Origin of the sequence: Pseudomonas sp. BN411 (genome assembly GCF_029871235.1) — a bacterium.
In the GTDB taxonomy this organism is placed as follows: domain Bacteria; phylum Pseudomonadota; class Gammaproteobacteria; order Pseudomonadales; family Pseudomonadaceae; genus Metapseudomonas.
The window spans coordinates 55,010-71,250 of the sequence record NZ_SSOM01000050.1; the positions used below are offsets into that span (position 1 = coordinate 55,010).

Consider the following 16,241-nt stretch of genomic DNA (forward strand, 5'->3'; position numbering starts at 1 on the left):
GGGATGACCATTTTCCGCTGCTGGCCCCTTCGGCTGGCGGCTGACTGCCTGAACCGGCCGTTCGAGCGAGCGGCCCAGTATCGAGAGGATCGACCGTGCACAACGTCGTGATCAGTGGCACCGGCCTGTATACCCCGACCAACAGCATCTCCAACGAGGAGCTGGTGGCGTCCTTCAATGCCTATGTACAGGCCTTCAACGCGGAAAATGCCGGCGCCATCGAGCGTGGCGAAATCGAAGCGCTGGCCGAATCCAGCGTGGCCTTCATCGAGAAGGCATCCGGCATCAAGAGCCGCTTCGTGGTCGACAAGGACGGCATCCTCGATCCCAAGCGCATGGCCCCGCGCATCCCCGAGCGCTCCAATGACGAGTGGGGCATCCTCTGCGAGATGGCCGTGGGCGCGGCCAAGCAGGCCCTGGAACGCGCCGGCAAGACCCCGGCCGACATAGACGGCGTGATCGTCGCCTGCTCCAACCTGCAACGCGCCTATCCGGCGGTGGCCATCGAAGTCCAGGCGGCCCTGGGCATCAACGGCTTCGGCTACGACATGAACGTCGCCTGCTCCTCGGCCACCTTCGGCATCCAGGCCGCCACCAACGCAGTGCAGACCGGCCAGGCCCGCGCCATCCTGATGGTCAACCCGGAAATCTGCACCGGCCACCTGAACTTCCGCGATCGCGACAGCCACTTCATCTTCGGCGATGCCGCCACCGCCGTGGTCATCGAACGCGCTGACCAGGCGACCTCCAAACACCAGTTCGACGTGGTCGGCACCAAGCTGCTGACCCAGTTCTCCAACAACATCCGCAACAACTTCGGTTTCCTCAACCGCGCGGCGGAAGAGGGCGTGGGCGCTCGCGACAAGCTGTTCGTCCAGGAAGGCCGCAAGGTATTCAAGGACGTCTGCCCGATGGTCGCCGAGCTGATCGCCACCCACCTGGAAGAGAACAAGCTCAACGTCGCCGACGTGAAGCGCTTCTGGCTGCATCAGGCGAACCTCAACATGAACCTGCTGATCGCCCGCAAGCTGCTGGGTCGTGACGCCGAAGCCGACGAGGCGCCGGTGATCCTCGACACCTACGCCAACACCAGCTCTGCCGGTTCCGTGATCGCCTTCCACAAGCACCAGGACGACCTGCCCAGCGGTGCGCTGGGCGTGCTCAGCTCCTTCGGTGCCGGCTACTCCATCGGCAGCGTGATTCTGCGCAAGCGCTGATGAGCCACCCGGCCGATGCTGACCTGCTACCCCGGCTGCTGGCCGGGGAACAGGGGGCTTTTCGCGATCTCATCGGCGCCTACCAGAGCGCCATGCGCGCGGTGGCCTACGCCATCGTCGGCCAGCGTTACGCAGATGAAGTGGTGCAGGACGCCTGGCTGGCCGTGGTGCGCAACCTGGACGGCTTCCAGCAGCGTTCCAGCCTCAAGACCTGGCTCCTCACCATCGTCGCCAATGCCGCCCGAAGCCGACTCAAGCAGAACCGTCGCGAGGTGCTGCTGGACGATCTTCCCGCTCCCCACGGCTCTGTGGATGACGCCCGCTTCGCCGAAGACGGCCACTGGGCCGCGAGAGTGCCGGCCTGGCACGAGGACTCGCCGGAAGCCCTGCTCACCGAAGATGAACTGCGCGAATGCCTGGAAAAGACCCTGCTGAGTCTTTCGGAGATGCAGCGCGGTGTGGTGCTGCTGCGGGAGCGCCAGGGGCTGGAGTTGGAGGAAATCTGTAATTTGTTGGAGATCTCGCTCTCCAATGTCCGGGTACTGCTGCATCGCGGCCGCCTGAAGCTGTTCGCCACGCTGGAACATTTCGAGGAGACAGGCCAATGCTGACGTGCAAGGAACTGGTTGCCCGCTCCAGCGATCTCCTCGACGGCGAACTGAGCTTTCGCGAGCGCATGGCCATGCGCCGCCACCTCATGCTCTGCCGCAACTGCAGGCGTTTCATCAAGCAGATGAAGCTGACCCAGGCCGTCGTCCGTTTCATGCCGGATAGTCAGGGCGCCGAAGTTGACGACCTGGCCGCGCGCCTGGCGCAGAAGCGCCGCGAATCCCTCTAGCGCAACGATCCTCCGACCTATCGGTAGACGCGAATCGTCAAATTCGCAAGTCGACGCCTTCACTTCATTTTCGCTCGAAAAAGCCCTGGGAATCGGCTGAAAGCCGCGTTCCAGAGCGGTTCGTTGCTTATGAAAAATCGGAGTAAAAAAGTTCCGTTGTCACAAAATATTTATATAGAAGCAACTGAGCTGAAATAACCCGCCGCCAAGATTCCCCACCAGCACCAACGAGCCCAGCGCTCGAGTGTTTTCTAACGCTAAAGACCAATAGGGGAACCCTTCGATGATCCGTAAGCACTTCGCCGGTTTTGCCGCCAGCGCCATGGCTCTGGCCATTTCCGCCCAGGCTTTCGCCGGTACCGTTACCACCGACGGCGCCGATATCGTCATCAAGACCAAAGGCGGCCTGGAAGTCGGCACCACCGACAAGGCTTTCAGCTTCAAGCTCGGCGGTCGCCTGCAGGCTGACTACAGCCGCTTCGACGGTTTCTACACCGTAAACGGCAACACCGCCGACGCCGGTTACTTCCGTCGCGCCTTCCTGGAAATCGGTGGTATCGCCTTCACCGACTGGGCCTATCAGGTCAACTACGACTTCTCCCACAACGCCGGCGGTGACAACCGTGGCGGTAGCGGCAGCGACGCCAACGGCGACGGCTACTTCGACGAAGCTTCCATCTCCTACCTGGGCTTCGCCCCCATCGCCATCAAGATGGGCCGCTTCGACCCCGACTTCGGTCTGGAAAAAGCCACCAGCTCCAAGTGGGTAACCGCCCAGGAGCGTACCGCTGCCTACGACCTGGCTGACTACGTCAACGCCCACAACGGCGGCATGGGCGTTCAGGTTGCCGGTACCTACGGCGCTTCCCTGTACGGCTCCGCTGGCATCATGGCCAACGACGCCACCAACCAGGACAAGGACGGCGACAGCGTCAAGCAGTTCAACGCTCGCGGCGTATTCGCCCCGATGCACGAAGCCGGCAACGTCCTGCACTTCGGCGTGAACTACGCCCAGCGCGACCTGTCCGACACCGCTTTCGATGGCCGTATCCGCAGCCGCCTGGGCATGCGCGGCGTGAGCACCGACGGTGGTCAGGACGCTGGCGCCAACGGCAACCGCCTGGTTCTGGCCGGTGCCAACAACACCCCGGCTGGCGCGTTCGACAACGACAGCACCTGGGGCCTGGAAGCCGCCTTCGCTACCGGTCCGTTCTCCATCCAGAGCGAATACCTGAAGCGTGAAGTCGAAGCCAAGGCTGCCAACCGCGAAGACATCGATGCCGACGGCTACTACGTCCAGCTGGCCTACACCCTGACCGGTGAAGCCCGTGACTACAAACTGGGCAAGTTCGACAAGATCAAACCGTCGAACAACCGCATCGGCGCCTGGGAAGTGTTCTACCGCTTCGACAACATCAAAGCTGAAGACGACAACGGCGCCTTCGCCAACGTCGATGACGTCGAAGCCAAGGTGCACAACCTCGGTCTGAACTGGTACGCCAACGAAGCCGTCAAGATCAGCGGCTACTACGTCAAAGCCAAGGTGGACAACGCCACCAACGCCGTCGGCGACGACGATGGCGACGGCGTGGTTGTTCGCGCTCAGTACGTGTTCTAAGACAGCACGGGTTTCCGCTCCTTTATTTGAGCCCCGCCATCTGGCGGGGCTTTTTTATTGGGGCGGTGAAAGCGAGGCAGACAAGCGTTGATGGCAGGCGCAGCGCAGCCTACGTATGCTTTGCATCCTTGCCTCCCGGTTTGCATGCCCATGCTGCTGATCTCTAACAGCGTCCACCTGCCTGACGACGAAATCGAACTGACCGCCATCCGCGCCCAAGGCGCCGGCGGACAGAACGTCAACAAGGTCTCCAGCGCAATGCACCTGCGCTTCGACATCCACGCCTCATCCCTGCCGGACTTCTACAAGGAACGCCTGCTGCAATTGCGCGACAGCCGCATTACCGGCGAAGGCGTGATCATCATCAAGGCCCAGCAATACCGCACCCAGGAACAGAACCGGGTCGACGCCCTGGAACGCCTGGCCGAACTCATCCGCAGCGTGGCGAAGGTGCAGAAGGCACGACGGCCGACCAAGCCCACACTGGGATCGAAGAAGCGGCGGCTAGAAGGAAAGGCCAAGCGGGGAGAGATAAAGGCGGGCAGGGGGAAGGTGGATTACTGAACGAGGGCTTGCCCTCTCCCTTTCGGGAGAGGGCAGCGGGGGCCCTCAGCACACCTTGGCGATTGCCTTGGCCAGATCGTCGATCCGGCTGAAGTCCAGACCGGCCACGTTGGCGCGGCCGGTGCTCACCATGTACACGCTGAACTCCGCGCGCAGCTTGGCTACCTGCTCCGGCGAGAGACCGGTGTAGGAGAACATGCCGCGTTGCTCACCGATGTGGGCGAAGCGTTCTGCGAGCCCGAAGGGTTGCAGGGCTTCCACCAGGCCACGACGCAGGTCGGCGACGCGCTTGCGCATGCCTTCCAGTTCCTCGACCCATTGGGCCTTGAGGGAGGCATCCCCGAGGATGGTAGCGACCACCGCCGCGCCATGGGCCGGCGGGGTGGACCACAGGTTGCGGGCGAGGAAGGCCAGCTGGCTGCGCACGTCGATCAGTTTTTCCGCGTCAGCGGCGCAGACGATCAGGGCGCCGGTGCGTTCGCGGTAGAGACCGAAGTTCTTCGAGCACGAACTGGTGACCAGCAGTTCCGGCAGCGCTTCGGCGAACAGGCGCAAGGCCCAGGCGTCCTGCTCCAGACCATCGCCGAATCCCTGGTAGGCGAAGTCGATCAGCGGCAGCAGTTCGCGCGCCTTGACCACTTCCAGCACCTTGCGCCAGTCGTCCTGTGAGAGGTCGAAGCCGGTGGGGTTGTGGCAGCAGGCATGGAGCAACACCACGTCGCCTTTGGGCACCTGTTCCAGGGCTTTGAGCATGGCGTCGACGTCGAGGCGATTGGTCGCATCCACGTAGGGGTAGTGAGCAACCTTGATGCCGGCGCCGGCGAAGATGGTTTCGTGGATCGGCCAGGTCGGGTCGCTCAGCCACACGCCGCGACCGGGCAGGTTGTGAGCGATGAATTCCGCCGCCAGGCGCAGTGCGCCAGTGCCACCCGGAGTCTGGGTGGCGCCGGCGCGGCCGGTGGCTTCCAGCCGGTTGCCAGTGCCCAGTACCAGGTCCAGCAGCAGGCGGCCGAAAGCCGCGTCACCGTGGCCACCGACGTAGGTCTTGGTGGTTTCGGTGTCCACCAGGCGCTGCTCGGCCAGCTTCACTGCATGGGGAATGGGCGTCAGGCCGCGGGCGTCCTTGTAGACGCCCACGCCGAGGTCGAGCTTGGCTGGGTTGGGGTCCAGGCGGTAGGCGTCCATCAAACCGAGGATGGGATCGCCGGGCACCCGGCCCACCTTGGCGAAGTGACTCATTTACGGCCCTCGGCGGTCGCCGCTACCTGGTCGGTGCGGGCGGACATGATGAAGTCGTTGCGGTGCAGGCCCTTGGCTTCGTGACTCCACCAGGTCACGGTGACCTTGCCCCACTCGGTGAGCAGGCCCGGGTGGTGGCCTTCTTCCTCGGCGATCGCGCCCACGGCGTTGGTGAAGGCCAGGGCGTAGCGGAAGTTCTTGAAGCGGAACTCCTTCTCCAGCTGCATGACGCCGTCACGCACTTCGATGTTCCAGTCGGGGATCTGCTTGATCAGCACGGCCAGTTCTTCGTCGGATACCAGCGGGGCGTCGGCGCGGCAGGCTTCGCAATGGGCTTGGGACAGGGCGGTCATAGGGATTCTCCAGGTAAGGGGTTCTGTAGGTTGGCGCCGAGTCTGCTTGGCCCAACGAGCGGGCCAGCAAGCCGGCAATGTCGGGCTTCGCTCCGCTCTGCGCCAACCTACGAAAAGCGTCAGGCGGCCTTCGGCTTCGGCGGGAATTTCGGCGCGTGCAGGCCCATGCCCATGGCCTTGTGCACCAGCGCCATGATGTCTTCGTGGGCCAGGTCGAACAGGCGCTTGAGGTCCGGCAGTACAAAGTACAGCGGCTGCAGGATGTCGATTCGATACGGGGTGCGCATGCACTCCAGCGGGTTGAAGGCCTGGTGCTCGGGCTCTCCCGACAGAGCGTAGACGGTCTCCTTCGGCGAGGAGAGGATGCCGCCGCCGTAGATGCGACGACCCTGCGAGGTTTCCATCAAGCCGAATTCGATGGTCATCCAGTACAGGCGGGCGAGGTAGACGCGCTCTTCCTTGGTGGCCTTGAGTCCGAGCTTGCCGTAGGTGTGGGTGAATTCGGCGAACCAGGGGTTGGTCAGCAGCGGGCAGTGGCCAAAGATCTCGTGGAAGATGTCCGGTTCCTGCAGATAGTCCAGCTCCTCCGGGGTGCGGATGAAGGTGGCTACCGGGAATTGCTGGCTGGCCAGCAGTTCGAAGAAGGTCTGGAAGGGGATCAGTGCCGGGACGCGAGCAACACTCCAGCCGGTGGTGGACTGGAGCACCTTGTTGATTTCGCCCAGTTGCGGAATGCGGTCATGGGGCAGGCCGAGCTGCTCGATGCCGTCGAAGTATTCCTGGCACGCGCGGCCTTCGATCACCTTCAACTGGCGGGTGATCAGGGTGTTCCACACCTGATGCTCGGTTTCGGGGTAGTGGATGAAACCGTTGGCGTCGGGTTCACGGGCCACGTACTGCGTTGCTTTCATTCGGCCTCCTGGGGATGGGGCTTCGTTGTTGTGTTGCCCTATCGATAGCGCAGACCGGGCCGCAACGCAGCAGGGGCGAGGGCTGCACGGGCATTCACAGGCCATTGAAAGCGTAAGGAAAACTTTACGATGACGGCGAGACGGCCATGCATCGCCTTGTCGCTGCGCTGAAATGTCACATATTCTTGACGGAAAAATAGGGTCGAGAAGGGAAATTTTCTCTGACTACCCAAGGAAAAACCCGACCCAGGGGTGCCTGATGCGTATCAAAGTCCATTGCCAGAACCGCGTGGGAATCCTGCGCGACATCCTCAACCTGCTTGTCGATTACGGCATCAACGTCAATCGCGGTGAAGTGGGGGGAGACCAGGGCAACGCGATTTATCTGCTTTGCCCGAACATGATCAACCTGCAATTGCAGTCCCTGCGGCCGAAGCTGGAAGCCATTCCGGGTGTGTTCGGCGTCAAGCGCGTGGGCCTGATGCCCAGCGAGCGTCGCCACCTGGAGCTGAATGCGCTGCTCGGGGCGTTGGACTTCCCGGTGCTGTCCATCGACATGGGCGGTTCCATCGTCGCCGCCAACCGTGCCGCCGCCCAGTTGCTCGGCGTGCGGGTGGATGAAGTGCCGGGCATCCCCCTGGCGCGCTATGTCGAGGACTTCGACCTGCCGGAACTGGTGCGCGCCAACAAGGCGCGCATCAATGGCCTGCGGATCAAGATCAAGAACGACACCTTCCTCGCCGACATCGCGCCGCTGCAATCCGAACACGACGAAAGCGAAGCCCTGGCCGGCGCCGTGCTTACGCTGCACCGCGCCGACCGCGTGGGCGAGCGCATCTACAACGTGCGAAAGCACGAGCTGCGCGGCTTCGACAGCATCTTCCAGAGCTCCAGGGTGATGGCGGCCGTGGTGCGCGAGGCCCGCCGCATGGCGCCCCTGGATGCACCGCTGCTGATCGAAGGTGAGACCGGCACTGGCAAGGAACTGCTGGCCCGCGCCTGCCACCTGGCGAGCCCGCGTGGGCAGTCGCCGTTCATGGCACTGAACTGCGCCGGCCTGCCGGAATCCATGGCCGAAACCGAGCTGTTCGGCTACGGCCCGGGTGCGTTTGAAGGCGCCCGGCCGGAGGGCAAGCTGGGGCTGCTGGAACTCACAGCCGGCGGCACGTTGTTCCTCGATGGCGTTGGCGAAATGAGCCCGCGTCTGCAAGCCAAGCTGTTGCGCTTCCTGCAGGACGGTTGCTTCCGCCGCGTGGGCAGTGACGAGGAGGTGTACCTGGACGTGCGGGTGATCTGCGCTACCCAGGTGGACCTTTCCGAGCTCTGCGCCCGAGGCGAATTCCGCCAGGATCTCTATCACCGCCTGAACGTGCTGTCGCTGCATATCCCGCCGCTGCGCGAATGCCTCGACGGACTTCCACCGCTGGTGGAGCACTTCCTCGATTCGGCCAGCCGGCAGATCGGCTGCAGTCTGCCGAAGCTGGCGCCGCAGGTGCTGGACAAGCTCGGTCACTACCACTGGCCGGGCAATGTGCGACAGCTGGAGAACGTGCTGTTCCAGGCGGTTTCCTTGTGCGACGGCGGCACCGTTCGTCCTGAACACATCCGCCTGCCCGACTACGGCGCACCGCAGCCTCTGGGGGATTTCTCCCTGGATGGGGGATTGGACGCCATCATCGGCCGTTTCGAGAAGGCGGTGCTGGAACGGCTCTATGCCGAGCATCCGAGCAGCCGCCTGCTGGGCAAGCGTCTCGGGGTTTCCCATACCACCATCGCCAACAAGCTGAAGCTGCACGGGTTGGGGAAGGAGGAGAGTTAGACCATCGTTGAATGGTTCGGGGGAGGTAGGGCGCGTAAAAAGAGTCCTGTCTGAATCTTGCGTGATGCGGACACAAGCGTTTCTGACATTCCTCTCCCGGAATGATTGGGCGGGCGGCCAACTGGTCGCCCATTTTTTTGCCTGCGATTTTTTGGCGGACGAAGTGGCCGGGCAATGACGTAGGTTGGGTAGAGGAACGAAACCCAACGAGCGGGGCCATGTATCGCCGAGAGGTTCAGTGCGTAGGGTGGATGTCGCTTTTCACATCCACCAGCGTGGCCGGGCTCAACCCCCATGGTGGATCGGTAAAGCGTGATCCACCCTACGGGGCCATTTCCGAGCTTTATGCCAGCTTCAACAACCCCATCCCCACCAGCAGCAATCCCAGCCCCAGCCATCCGCGTCCCGCCAGTCGCTGGCCGAACAGTGTCCAGCCGATGGCTACGGTGGCGAGGATGCCGAAGCCGCCCCAGATGGCGTAGGCCAGCGACAGGTCGATGCCGCGTACCGCCTGCGCCAGGGCGGTGAACGCCGTCAGGATGCAGAGCAGCGAAGTGACCCCCAGCAACCGACGGCGGAAGCCGTCGGAGTACTTGAGCAGAACGTTGGCCAGCACCTCCAGGGCGATGGCTGCGCCCAGCCAGGCGAAGTGGATCCAGGTCACGCCGTTCATGCCAGCACCTCCTGGCCTCGGGCCTCGGGTGCGGCGCGGGTGCCGGACTTGATCAGCAGGATGCCGGCGATCATCACCGCCAGGCCCAGCACCTTGTAGGGGCTGATGCTTTCACCCAGCCAGGTGACGCTGATGCCGGTGATCAGCACGATGCCGATGCCTTCCCAGAGGGCGTAGGCAACACCCACCGGCACACGCTTGATCGCCAGCGAGAGGAAGAAATACGACAGGCCGATCAGGCCGTACATCAACAGGTGACCGAGCACGGGGGCGTGTTCGGCGGCGAACTTCATCGAAGTAGTGCCGACGACTTCGAAAAGAATCGCGGCTAACAGATAGAACCAGGAACGCATGGAGCCCTCCCTTGGGCATGCAGAGCCCTCCGCCCGGAGGCGAATGACGTGTTTGCAGGAAGTCCTGGCCATGGGGTGACGGGGCAGTGCCCGGCGCTTCCACGGCATGAGGAGAGGGGAGGGGCTACAGGTCGCCAGTCCAGTGGCGCTTGCGGGAAGCGAGACGGGCGAAGTGGAGGGGGTGAATCAGTGTGTTCAACATAATGAACACAATATTAGCTGTTCGAATTGGTGAAAGGCAAATAGCGGGGTGTGACGGCTTGTCGCTGGAGTGCTTTGGTTTGATTTGTGTTCGTTATTTTGTTCGGTTGGAGTTGGGGGAGTTTCTGCGCTAGCTGTTGCCAGAGATCACCCATCATCGGAAATGGTGCCTTGTAGGAGCTAGCTGGCTAGCGAAAAGGGGCCATTCGCTGGCAAGCCAGCTCCTACGGGCAATGCAGTTACTTGCAACACTTGATGCAGATACAGCGAATGAATTCGCCCCTACAAGTTGTGTCACTCACCGGGATCACCCCACCTCCCGACTCAACCAGTCGAAGAAGGCCTTCACCGGCGGGTGGCGTTCCCGGCCGGGCACGCAGAGGGTGGAGTAGCCCGCGCCGGCCACGCTGACCTCCGGCCGGTAGGGCACCAGCAGGCCACTGGCGAGGCTTTCCGACACCAGGACGGAGCTGGCCAGTACCAGTCCCTGACCAGCGATGGCGGCTTGCAGGGCGTAGTGCTCTTCGTCGTACTCCCGCTGTGGCGCGATTTCCAGCAAGCGTTCTTCGCCCGCCGCCTGGCACCAGGCCTTCCAGCCCAGTTCGTAGAGCAGGGCGTTGCGCCAGCGGATGGTGATCAGGGTCGGCAGGCGGTCGCCCAGGCTGGCCACCAGCGCAGGTGAGCCATAGACACCGAAGCATTCGTCCAGCAGGCACTGGCTGTGCAAGTTGGGGTATTCGCCCATGCCGTAGCGGATGACGAAGTCGACGCTGGCGTCCTGGTGCAGGTCGATCAGGGTATTGCTGGTGTCCAGGCGCACGCTGATTTCCGGGTGCTCGGCGTAGAAGCGGCCAAGCCGGGGGATCAGCCAGAGGGCGGCGAAGGCTGGGGTGGTGGAAAGCGTGAGATTGCCGCTGCTGCGTTGCGGGCGAAGCTGGTCGAGGGTCTGGGTGACTTCCAGCAAGGCGCCGTGGAGGCTGCCGAACAGGCGCTGACCGCAATCGGTGAGGCGCACGCTGCGTGGCAGGCGCTGGAACAGCGGCACCCCCAGCCAGCTTTCCAGGCCACGAATCTGGTGGGACACCGCCGTGGGCGTCACGGCCAGTTCCTCGGCTGCGGCCTTGAAGCTGGACAGGCGCGCGGCGGACTCGAAGGTACGCAGGGCGGTGAGGGGCAGGCTGGAAAACATGGAAAACTCCACGGGTGAAATAGATTCATCCAGATGAACAAATGCTCATTTGTCCGGGATGGTTGGCGTAACTAGCTTAGTGCCTGAGTTTCAGCCAATTCATGTGCTTCTGGAAGCACAGTCGTCAAGGAGATTGAGATGAGCACCATTCTTTCCGTGCAAGGCAGCCCCCGTGGTGAGCGCTCCCATTCCCGTCGCCTGCAGGAGTCGTTCCTCAAGGCATGGCAGGCGCGCGAGGAAGACCGCGAGGTCCTGCGTCGCGAAGTGGGGCGGGTGGCGATTCCAGCGGTCACCGAGGGCTGGATCGCTGCAGCTTTCCATCCGGAGCCCGAGGCGCGCACCGAAGTGATGAAGGCCGACCTTGCCGTGAGCGACCTGCTGGTGGATGAGCTGTTCGCCGCCGACCGCCTGGTGATTTCCGCGCCCATGTACAACTTCGGCGTACCCAGCGGGATCAAGGCCTGGGTCGACCAGATCGTGCGTATTCGCCGCACTTTCGATTTCGACCCGAACAAGCAGGGCAATCCCTATACCCCGCTGGTACTGGGGCGCAAGGCGCTGATCATCACCACCCGTGGCGACCACGGCTACGGCCCCGGCGGCGCCAACGCCCACATGAACCACGCCGACGTCTACCTGCGCACCGTGCTGGGGTACATCGGCATCACCGACGTGACGGTGGTGGCGGTGGAAAACGACGAGTTCGGCGGTGACGCCTTCGCGCAGTCCTACCAGCGTGCCGAGCGGACCCTGGCGGACCTGGCGGAGACCTTCTGAGGAGACGGCCATGGCCTGGATATTTCTGCTGGTAGCGGCATTCTTCGAGGTGTTGTTCGCCATGGGCATGAAGTACGCCGAAGGCTTTACCCGGCCCTGGCCCAGCCTGCTGGTGGTGGTGGCCGCAGTGGCCGGGATCTGGTTCCTGACCTTGTCCATGCGGGTGCTGCCGGTGAGCATCGCCTATCCCATCTGGACCGCCATCGGCACGCTGGGCACGGTGCTGCTGGGCTTCCTCCTGCTGGGCGAGGCGCTGACGCCGACCAAGCTGGTGTCGGTGGCGCTGATCGTCGCGGGAGTTGCCGGGCTGAAGTAGCTGCTTCACCTGTGGAGGCGATTTCAATCGCCTGGGACCGCGCAGCGGGCCTGTAGGGTGGATGTCGCTTTTGACATCCACCAGCGTGGCCAGGCCTGGCACCGATGGTGGACCGATAAAGCGTGGCCCACCCTACGAAAGGCCTACCGCCTGCTCACCTGCACCGCTGGCGCCAGGTCCTGGCACTGGGTGTTCTGGCCCGGGATGAGGTAGGGCTGGAGGATCGGCGCCATGCCTTTGAGCACCTGCACGGGCAGGGCGGAGGTGAAGCTGAACTTGTCGGCCTGGCTGCCTTCGACGAAGGCGGTGAGGGTGCCGAAGTGGCGCGGGCCCAGGTAGAAGACGAAGGTGGCGGTGCGGTTCATCGCCTTGGAGCTCTTCACCGTGCCCCAGCGGGTCACCGTCTGGATGCGGTTGTCGCCGGTGCCGGTCTTGCCGCCCATGACCAGCGGCTGGCCGTTGGGCAGAGTGAAGCTGCCCTGCAGTCGCCGCGCGGTGCCGCCTTCGACCACCTTGGAAAGGGCGTCGCGCAGGGTGGCGGCCACTTCCGAGGTCATCACCCGCTTGCCTTCGCTGGTCTGGTGTCCCACCAGGGTTTCGTAAGGGGTATCGGCGGCGAAGTGGAGCTGGTCGATGCGCAGGGTGGACTGGCGCACGCCGTCGTTGAGGATGATGCCCATGAGTTCCGCCAGCGCCGCCGGACGGTCGCCGGAGCTGCCCAGGGCGGTGGCCAGCGACGGCACCAGGTGGTCGAAGGGGTAACCCAGGGACTTCCAGTGCTCGTGGATGTCGAGGAAGGCTTCTACCTCCAGCATGATGCGGATGCGCTTGTCGCGGGCGTATTTGCGCTTGGACTTGAACAGCCAGCCATACACCTCGCGGCGCTCGTCGCCACTGGCTTCCACGGCGTCGCGGTAGGTTGCCGTCGGGTGCGCCTGCAGGTAGCCGAGCAACCAGAGCTCCAGCGGGTGGACGCGGGCCACGTAGCCCTGGTCGTTGAGGTTGAAGGCGCCCGGTCCGTAGCGCGTGTAGAGATCCTCGATGCGCTTGTCGGTCAGCGGCGGGTTGGCCTTGGGCACCCGCTCGCGCATGAAGGTGGCGAAGGTGGCCATGTCGGCCTGCGGCTGCAGGTAGCGGTGGATCGCGGCCATCCGCGCGCCCCAGGGGTTGAGGCCGTCGAGGAAGGTGGCCAGGCGCTGGTCCGCATCCTTGCCCTGGTACTTGTTCCAGAAGCGGCGCAGGTAGGTCTGGCTCTCGCGGGAGACGAACAGGTCCAGATAGCCCTGGCGGCGCGGGTCCTTGTCGTCGGTCAGGAGCTGCATCTTGCCGCCGTCGGGGCGGTACATGTCGTGCCGCACCACATCGCGCAACAGGCGCACGAACGGCAGGTTGATGGATTCACGCAGGGCATCGCGCAGGGAGGGCCGGCGGCCGTTGTCCTCCTTGCGGAAGTTGTTGAAGGCGTGCAGCCCGCCGCCGGTGAAAAAGGCTTCGTAGGGGCTGGCGGAATAGGTGCGATCCAGGGCCGCTTGAAGCATGGCGCTGAGGTCCCGGTCCTTGGTCTGGATCAGGTAGTCGATGGCCCAGCGGCTGATGAAGTCGAGCGGGTCGACCGGCACCTTGCGCAGCTCGTCCACGGGTAGCCCGGCGTAGCGCTGGTGCAGGGTGGCGACGTTCTCCAGGTAGGTGGCCAGCACCCGTAGCTTGGCAGTGGAGCCCAGTTCCAGCTTGCTGCCCTCGTTGATGTCGAAGGGCTGGTCGGTGTTGTCGGTCTGCACCCGCACGCGATTACCCGATGGCGTGCGTTCGAAGAGGGTGAAGCTGTAGCGCACTTCGCGGGTCTTTTCCGGTGACAGCAGGCGTTCGCCATAGAGGCCCACCAGTTCGGCGAAGGCCGGATCGGCCAGTTGCCGCAGGTACTCGGTGACGGCGTTCTGCAACTCGCTCTGCAGGGTACTGCTGGCGGTCAGGTCGAGGCGGTCGAGGTCGTAGAGCGGCATATTCAACATGCCCGAGAGACGACTGCGGGCGACGCTGATGCCCTTGTTCGCTTCCACCGCCTGGATGGCCGGTTCTTCCACCCAGTTGCGGAAACGCAGCTTGGCGCTGAGGGCAGCATCGCGTAGCGGCGTATCGATGACACCAGCGCTGGCCAACACGCGGATATGGCTGTCGGTGAGGGCGTTCAGCTCTTCATGGGCGCTGGACAGGTAATAGGAAGGGCGACGTTGGGCGATGAACAGCGAGAGCACCTGGCGCATGGCCAGGCCGCGTGCAGCCAGGTCGCTGCTGTCGTCCGCCAGGGTCTTGTTGACCCGGTTGAAGTCCGCTCCGTACCAAACCCGCAGGCCGTCGGCGATGCCGTGCACCTCGCCGTGCCCCGGCGCTGCCGAGAGCGGCACGCTGTTCAGGTAGTCCGTGACGATGCGTTCACGCGCCGCCAGGGTTTGCGGGCCTTGCTGGTAGGCACGCACGCTGGCGGAGACCATCTGGCGAATCTTCTCGGAAGCGGAAATGGTGCGGCCGAAGGGCGAGTGGCGATATTTCTCCAGCTGGGTGGCCAGGGTGCTGCCCCCGGCTGACTGGCCTTCGTAGTCGATGGCCTTGCCCACCTGGGTCAGCGCGGCCTTGGAAAAGCGTGGCCAGTCCACGGCCGGGTTGGCCAAGGGCGTTTCGCGGTCCAGCAACTTGCGGTTCTCGATGAACAGCAGACTGCTGACCAGCAGCGGCGGAATGCTGGTGAAGTCCGGGTAACGCTGCTGTGGATAACTGAACTGATAGAAGGGCAGACCGCGGCAATCACAGATATTGATGCCGGCCTGGATCTTCTCGCGGTACGGCGGGAACAAGCCGTGTTCGACATAGCTGATCAGCGCCGGGGAGAAGCGCGTCTGTTGCTGCACCTGATAGCCGCGCTTTTCCAGGCGATCGAGCATCTGCGGCAGCGAGGCGTAGCCCAGGCGGCGGTCGAACGGGCCGTCACCGGGGTAACGGATGGACTTGCTGGGGCCATCCTCGAGCTTGTAGCTGAGCGTTGCGGCGTAGCGGCTGATTTCCCGGGCCTGGAAGCGCGAGGTCTGCATTTCGTGGGTAGCGGCAACGCCGACGATGCCGGCGGTCACCAGGAAGACGCTCCAGAACAGGAAGCGGTGCTTGCGGCGCGGCGGCTTTTCCGGCGGGACGCCCGAGCCATTGAGAGGGCCTTGGGGTACCTCTTTCCTTGCTGCGTCGGATTGCCATATTGCGCCCATAGTCCACCGGCCTGGCCTGTTGCCGCTCTTGCTTGCAATCTTAGTAGGTCGCCGGCTGGCTGCATGGCGGAGTGGCGGCAAAACAGGAGTGAATCAATGACAGGCGACAATCGGATGCAACTCGACCACAGCTGGCGCGCCAACGCTCTAGCTTGGACCCGTGCGGTGAGGGAAAGTCGTATCAGAAGCAGGCAATTGGCCACTGACCGGGCCGTCGTCGAGGCCGTGTTGGCTCGTCGGCCGGCGCGGGTGCTGGACCTCGGCTGCGGTGAAGGCTGGCTGAGCAGGACGCTTACCGGGCACGGATTTTCGGTGCTGGGCATCGATGCATCGGCGCCCCTGGTGGAAGCGGCGCAGGCCGCCGGCGGTGAATTCCGTTGCCTGGATTACGCGCAATTGCAGGACGATCCCCGCCAGTTGGGCAGTTTCGACGTGGTGGTGTGCAACTTCTCGCTGTTCGAGGAGCGGTTGGAGCCATTGCTCATTGCCCTGCATGAGCTGCTGGTGGAGGAGGGCGCATTGCTGATCCAGACCGTCCATCCCTGGCAGGCCCGCGGCGAGGAGGGCTATCGCAATGGTTGGCGCCGCGAAACCTTCGACGCCTTCGAGGGCGAATTCCCCGAGCCCATGCCCTGGTACTTCCGCACCCTGGAATGCTGGTGCGAGTTGCTGCGGGACAGCGGCTACCGCATCGATGCCCTGCGCGAACCGGCCCATCCGGATACCGGCGAACCACTGTCGTTGCTGGTCGAGGCACGACCCTGAGGAGAAATCCTCAACCTGCGGCAGCAACCGTTCGGCCGAAAGCCCATGGGCGATTCTGGGGTTTTCCGACCCTCACGCGGGACATCCTGTCGATCCTTTCCGGTCTTTTGGGGCGATGGCATGCATCGCCGCTTTTTCCGCTTCCCTCTGGTACGGA

16 protein-coding genes are annotated in these 16,241 nt (G+C 63.7%); 9 read left to right on the forward strand and 7 right to left on the reverse strand.

Annotated features, from left to right (window positions below; translation table 11 throughout):
• The first annotated feature begins 95 nt into the window (after positions 1-95).
• The 5 genes from E8F06_RS07010 to arfB all read left to right on the forward strand — a co-directional run bounded on the left by E8F06_RS07010 (position 96) and on the right by arfB (position 4,237).
• A complete protein-coding gene (locus E8F06_RS07010; RefSeq protein WP_280365578.1) occupies positions 96-1,217 on the forward strand; it encodes a beta-ketoacyl-ACP synthase III in 1,122 nt (373 codons plus the stop codon).
• Positions 1,217-1,828, forward strand: a complete 612-nt coding sequence (locus E8F06_RS07015; protein ID WP_280365580.1) for an RNA polymerase sigma factor — start codon at positions 1,217-1,219, stop codon at positions 1,826-1,828. The genes E8F06_RS07010 and E8F06_RS07015 overlap by 1 nt, the downstream gene beginning before the upstream one ends.
• Entirely contained in the window at positions 1,822-2,055 is a 234-nt protein-coding gene (locus tag E8F06_RS07020) for a zf-HC2 domain-containing protein (protein WP_280365582.1), read from the forward strand. The genes E8F06_RS07015 and E8F06_RS07020 overlap by 7 nt, the downstream gene beginning before the upstream one ends.
• 283 nt (positions 2,056-2,338) lie before the next feature.
• Positions 2,339-3,673, forward strand: a complete 1,335-nt coding sequence (locus E8F06_RS07025) for a porin (protein ID WP_280365585.1) — start codon at positions 2,339-2,341, stop codon at positions 3,671-3,673.
• Between the two features lie 150 nt (positions 3,674-3,823).
• On the forward strand, positions 3,824-4,237 hold the full coding sequence (gene arfB / locus E8F06_RS07030; RefSeq protein ID WP_280365587.1) for an alternative ribosome rescue aminoacyl-tRNA hydrolase ArfB: 414 nt from the start codon (positions 3,824-3,826) through the stop codon (positions 4,235-4,237).
• Between the two features lie 45 nt (positions 4,238-4,282).
• On the opposite strand, the gene E8F06_RS07035 is transcribed toward arfB, so the two are convergent.
• The 3 genes from E8F06_RS07035 to phhA all read right to left on the reverse strand — a co-directional run bounded on the left by E8F06_RS07035 (position 4,283) and on the right by phhA (position 6,740).
• On the reverse strand, positions 4,283-5,476 hold the full coding sequence (locus E8F06_RS07035) for an amino acid aminotransferase (protein WP_280365589.1): 1,194 nt from the start codon (positions 5,474-5,476) through the stop codon (positions 4,283-4,285).
• Positions 5,473-5,829: a 4a-hydroxytetrahydrobiopterin dehydratase gene (locus tag E8F06_RS07040; RefSeq protein ID WP_151132398.1), complete on the reverse strand. Its 357-nt coding sequence runs from the start codon at positions 5,827-5,829 to the stop codon at positions 5,473-5,475. Before E8F06_RS07040 ends, E8F06_RS07035 begins: the two co-directional genes overlap by 4 nt.
• A 119-nt stretch (positions 5,830-5,948) precedes the next feature.
• Positions 5,949-6,740: a phenylalanine 4-monooxygenase gene (phhA, locus tag E8F06_RS07045; protein WP_280365591.1), complete on the reverse strand. Its 792-nt coding sequence runs from the start codon at positions 6,738-6,740 to the stop codon at positions 5,949-5,951.
• Between the two features lie 259 nt (positions 6,741-6,999).
• Between phhA and E8F06_RS07050 the strand changes: the two genes are divergently transcribed.
• Entirely contained in the window at positions 7,000-8,559 is a 1,560-nt protein-coding gene (locus tag E8F06_RS07050; protein WP_280365594.1) for a sigma-54-dependent transcriptional regulator, read from the forward strand.
• A 343-nt stretch (positions 8,560-8,902) separates the two neighbouring features.
• Here the strand turns inward: E8F06_RS07050 and mdtI are convergent, their stop codons facing one another.
• The 3 genes from mdtI to E8F06_RS07065 all read right to left on the reverse strand — a co-directional run bounded on the left by mdtI (position 8,903) and on the right by E8F06_RS07065 (position 10,975).
• Positions 8,903-9,232: a multidrug/spermidine efflux SMR transporter subunit MdtI gene (gene mdtI / locus E8F06_RS07055; protein WP_280365597.1), complete on the reverse strand. Its 330-nt coding sequence runs from the start codon at positions 9,230-9,232 to the stop codon at positions 8,903-8,905.
• Positions 9,229-9,585: an SMR family transporter gene (locus E8F06_RS07060; protein WP_280365599.1), complete on the reverse strand. Its 357-nt coding sequence runs from the start codon at positions 9,583-9,585 to the stop codon at positions 9,229-9,231. Before E8F06_RS07060 ends, mdtI begins: the two co-directional genes overlap by 4 nt.
• Positions 9,586-10,093: 508 nt before the next feature.
• Complete coding sequence (locus tag E8F06_RS07065) at positions 10,094-10,975, reverse strand: LysR substrate-binding domain-containing protein (RefSeq protein WP_280365602.1); 882 nt, start codon at positions 10,973-10,975, stop codon at positions 10,094-10,096.
• A 138-nt stretch (positions 10,976-11,113) separates the two neighbouring features.
• Here E8F06_RS07065 and E8F06_RS07070 point away from each other — a divergent pair, with 138 nt between their 5' ends.
• A complete protein-coding gene (locus E8F06_RS07070; protein WP_280365603.1) occupies positions 11,114-11,752 on the forward strand; it encodes an NAD(P)H-dependent oxidoreductase in 639 nt (212 codons plus the stop codon).
• Between the two features lie 10 nt (positions 11,753-11,762).
• Positions 11,763-12,068: a multidrug efflux SMR transporter gene (locus E8F06_RS07075; RefSeq protein ID WP_280365605.1), complete on the forward strand. Its 306-nt coding sequence runs from the start codon at positions 11,763-11,765 to the stop codon at positions 12,066-12,068.
• Positions 12,069-12,211: 143 nt separating this feature from the next.
• Here the strand turns inward: E8F06_RS07075 and E8F06_RS07080 are convergent, their stop codons facing one another.
• A complete protein-coding gene (locus tag E8F06_RS07080) occupies positions 12,212-15,151 on the reverse strand; it encodes a transglycosylase domain-containing protein (protein ID WP_280365640.1) in 2,940 nt (979 codons plus the stop codon).
• Positions 15,152-15,415: 264 nt separating this feature from the next.
• Here E8F06_RS07080 and E8F06_RS07085 point away from each other — a divergent pair, with 264 nt between their 5' ends.
• Positions 15,416-16,084, forward strand: a complete 669-nt coding sequence (locus E8F06_RS07085; RefSeq protein WP_280365607.1) for a class I SAM-dependent methyltransferase — start codon at positions 15,416-15,418, stop codon at positions 16,082-16,084.
• Positions 16,085-16,241 lie beyond the last annotated feature (157 nt).

Excerpts from the sequence above, each read along its gene's own strand:
- E8F06_RS07065 (WP_280365602.1), bottom strand. The coding sequence starts at position 10,975 with ATGTTTTCCAGCCTGCCCCTCACCGCCCTGCGTACCTTCGAGTCCGCC.
- E8F06_RS07070 (WP_280365603.1), top strand. The coding sequence starts at position 11,114 with ATGAGCACCATTCTTTCCGTGCAAGGCAGCCCCCGTGGTGAGCGCTCC.
- E8F06_RS07040 (WP_151132398.1), bottom strand. The coding sequence starts at position 5,829 with ATGACCGCCCTGTCCCAAGCCCATTGCGAAGCCTGCCGCGCCGACGCC.
- E8F06_RS07035 (WP_280365589.1), bottom strand. The coding sequence starts at position 5,476 with ATGAGTCACTTCGCCAAGGTGGGCCGGGTGCCCGGCGATCCCATCCTC.
- phhA (WP_280365591.1), bottom strand. The coding sequence starts at position 6,740 with ATGAAAGCAACGCAGTACGTGGCCCGTGAACCCGACGCCAACGGTTTC.
- E8F06_RS07015 (WP_280365580.1), top strand. The coding sequence starts at position 1,217 with ATGAGCCACCCGGCCGATGCTGACCTGCTACCCCGGCTGCTGGCCGGG.
- E8F06_RS07050 (WP_280365594.1), top strand. The coding sequence starts at position 7,000 with ATGCGTATCAAAGTCCATTGCCAGAACCGCGTGGGAATCCTGCGCGAC.
- E8F06_RS07025 (WP_280365585.1), top strand. The coding sequence starts at position 2,339 with ATGATCCGTAAGCACTTCGCCGGTTTTGCCGCCAGCGCCATGGCTCTG.
- E8F06_RS07080 (WP_280365640.1), bottom strand. The coding sequence starts at position 15,151 with ATGCAGACCTCGCGCTTCCAGGCCCGGGAAATCAGCCGCTACGCCGCA.
- E8F06_RS07020 (WP_280365582.1), top strand. The coding sequence starts at position 1,822 with ATGCTGACGTGCAAGGAACTGGTTGCCCGCTCCAGCGATCTCCTCGAC.
- E8F06_RS07085 (WP_280365607.1), top strand. The coding sequence starts at position 15,416 with ATGACAGGCGACAATCGGATGCAACTCGACCACAGCTGGCGCGCCAAC.
- E8F06_RS07060 (WP_280365599.1), bottom strand. The coding sequence starts at position 9,585 with ATGCGTTCCTGGTTCTATCTGTTAGCCGCGATTCTTTTCGAAGTCGTC.
- arfB (WP_280365587.1), top strand. The coding sequence starts at position 3,824 with ATGCTGCTGATCTCTAACAGCGTCCACCTGCCTGACGACGAAATCGAA.
- E8F06_RS07075 (WP_280365605.1), top strand. The coding sequence starts at position 11,763 with ATGGCCTGGATATTTCTGCTGGTAGCGGCATTCTTCGAGGTGTTGTTC.
- mdtI (WP_280365597.1), bottom strand. The coding sequence starts at position 9,232 with ATGAACGGCGTGACCTGGATCCACTTCGCCTGGCTGGGCGCAGCCATC.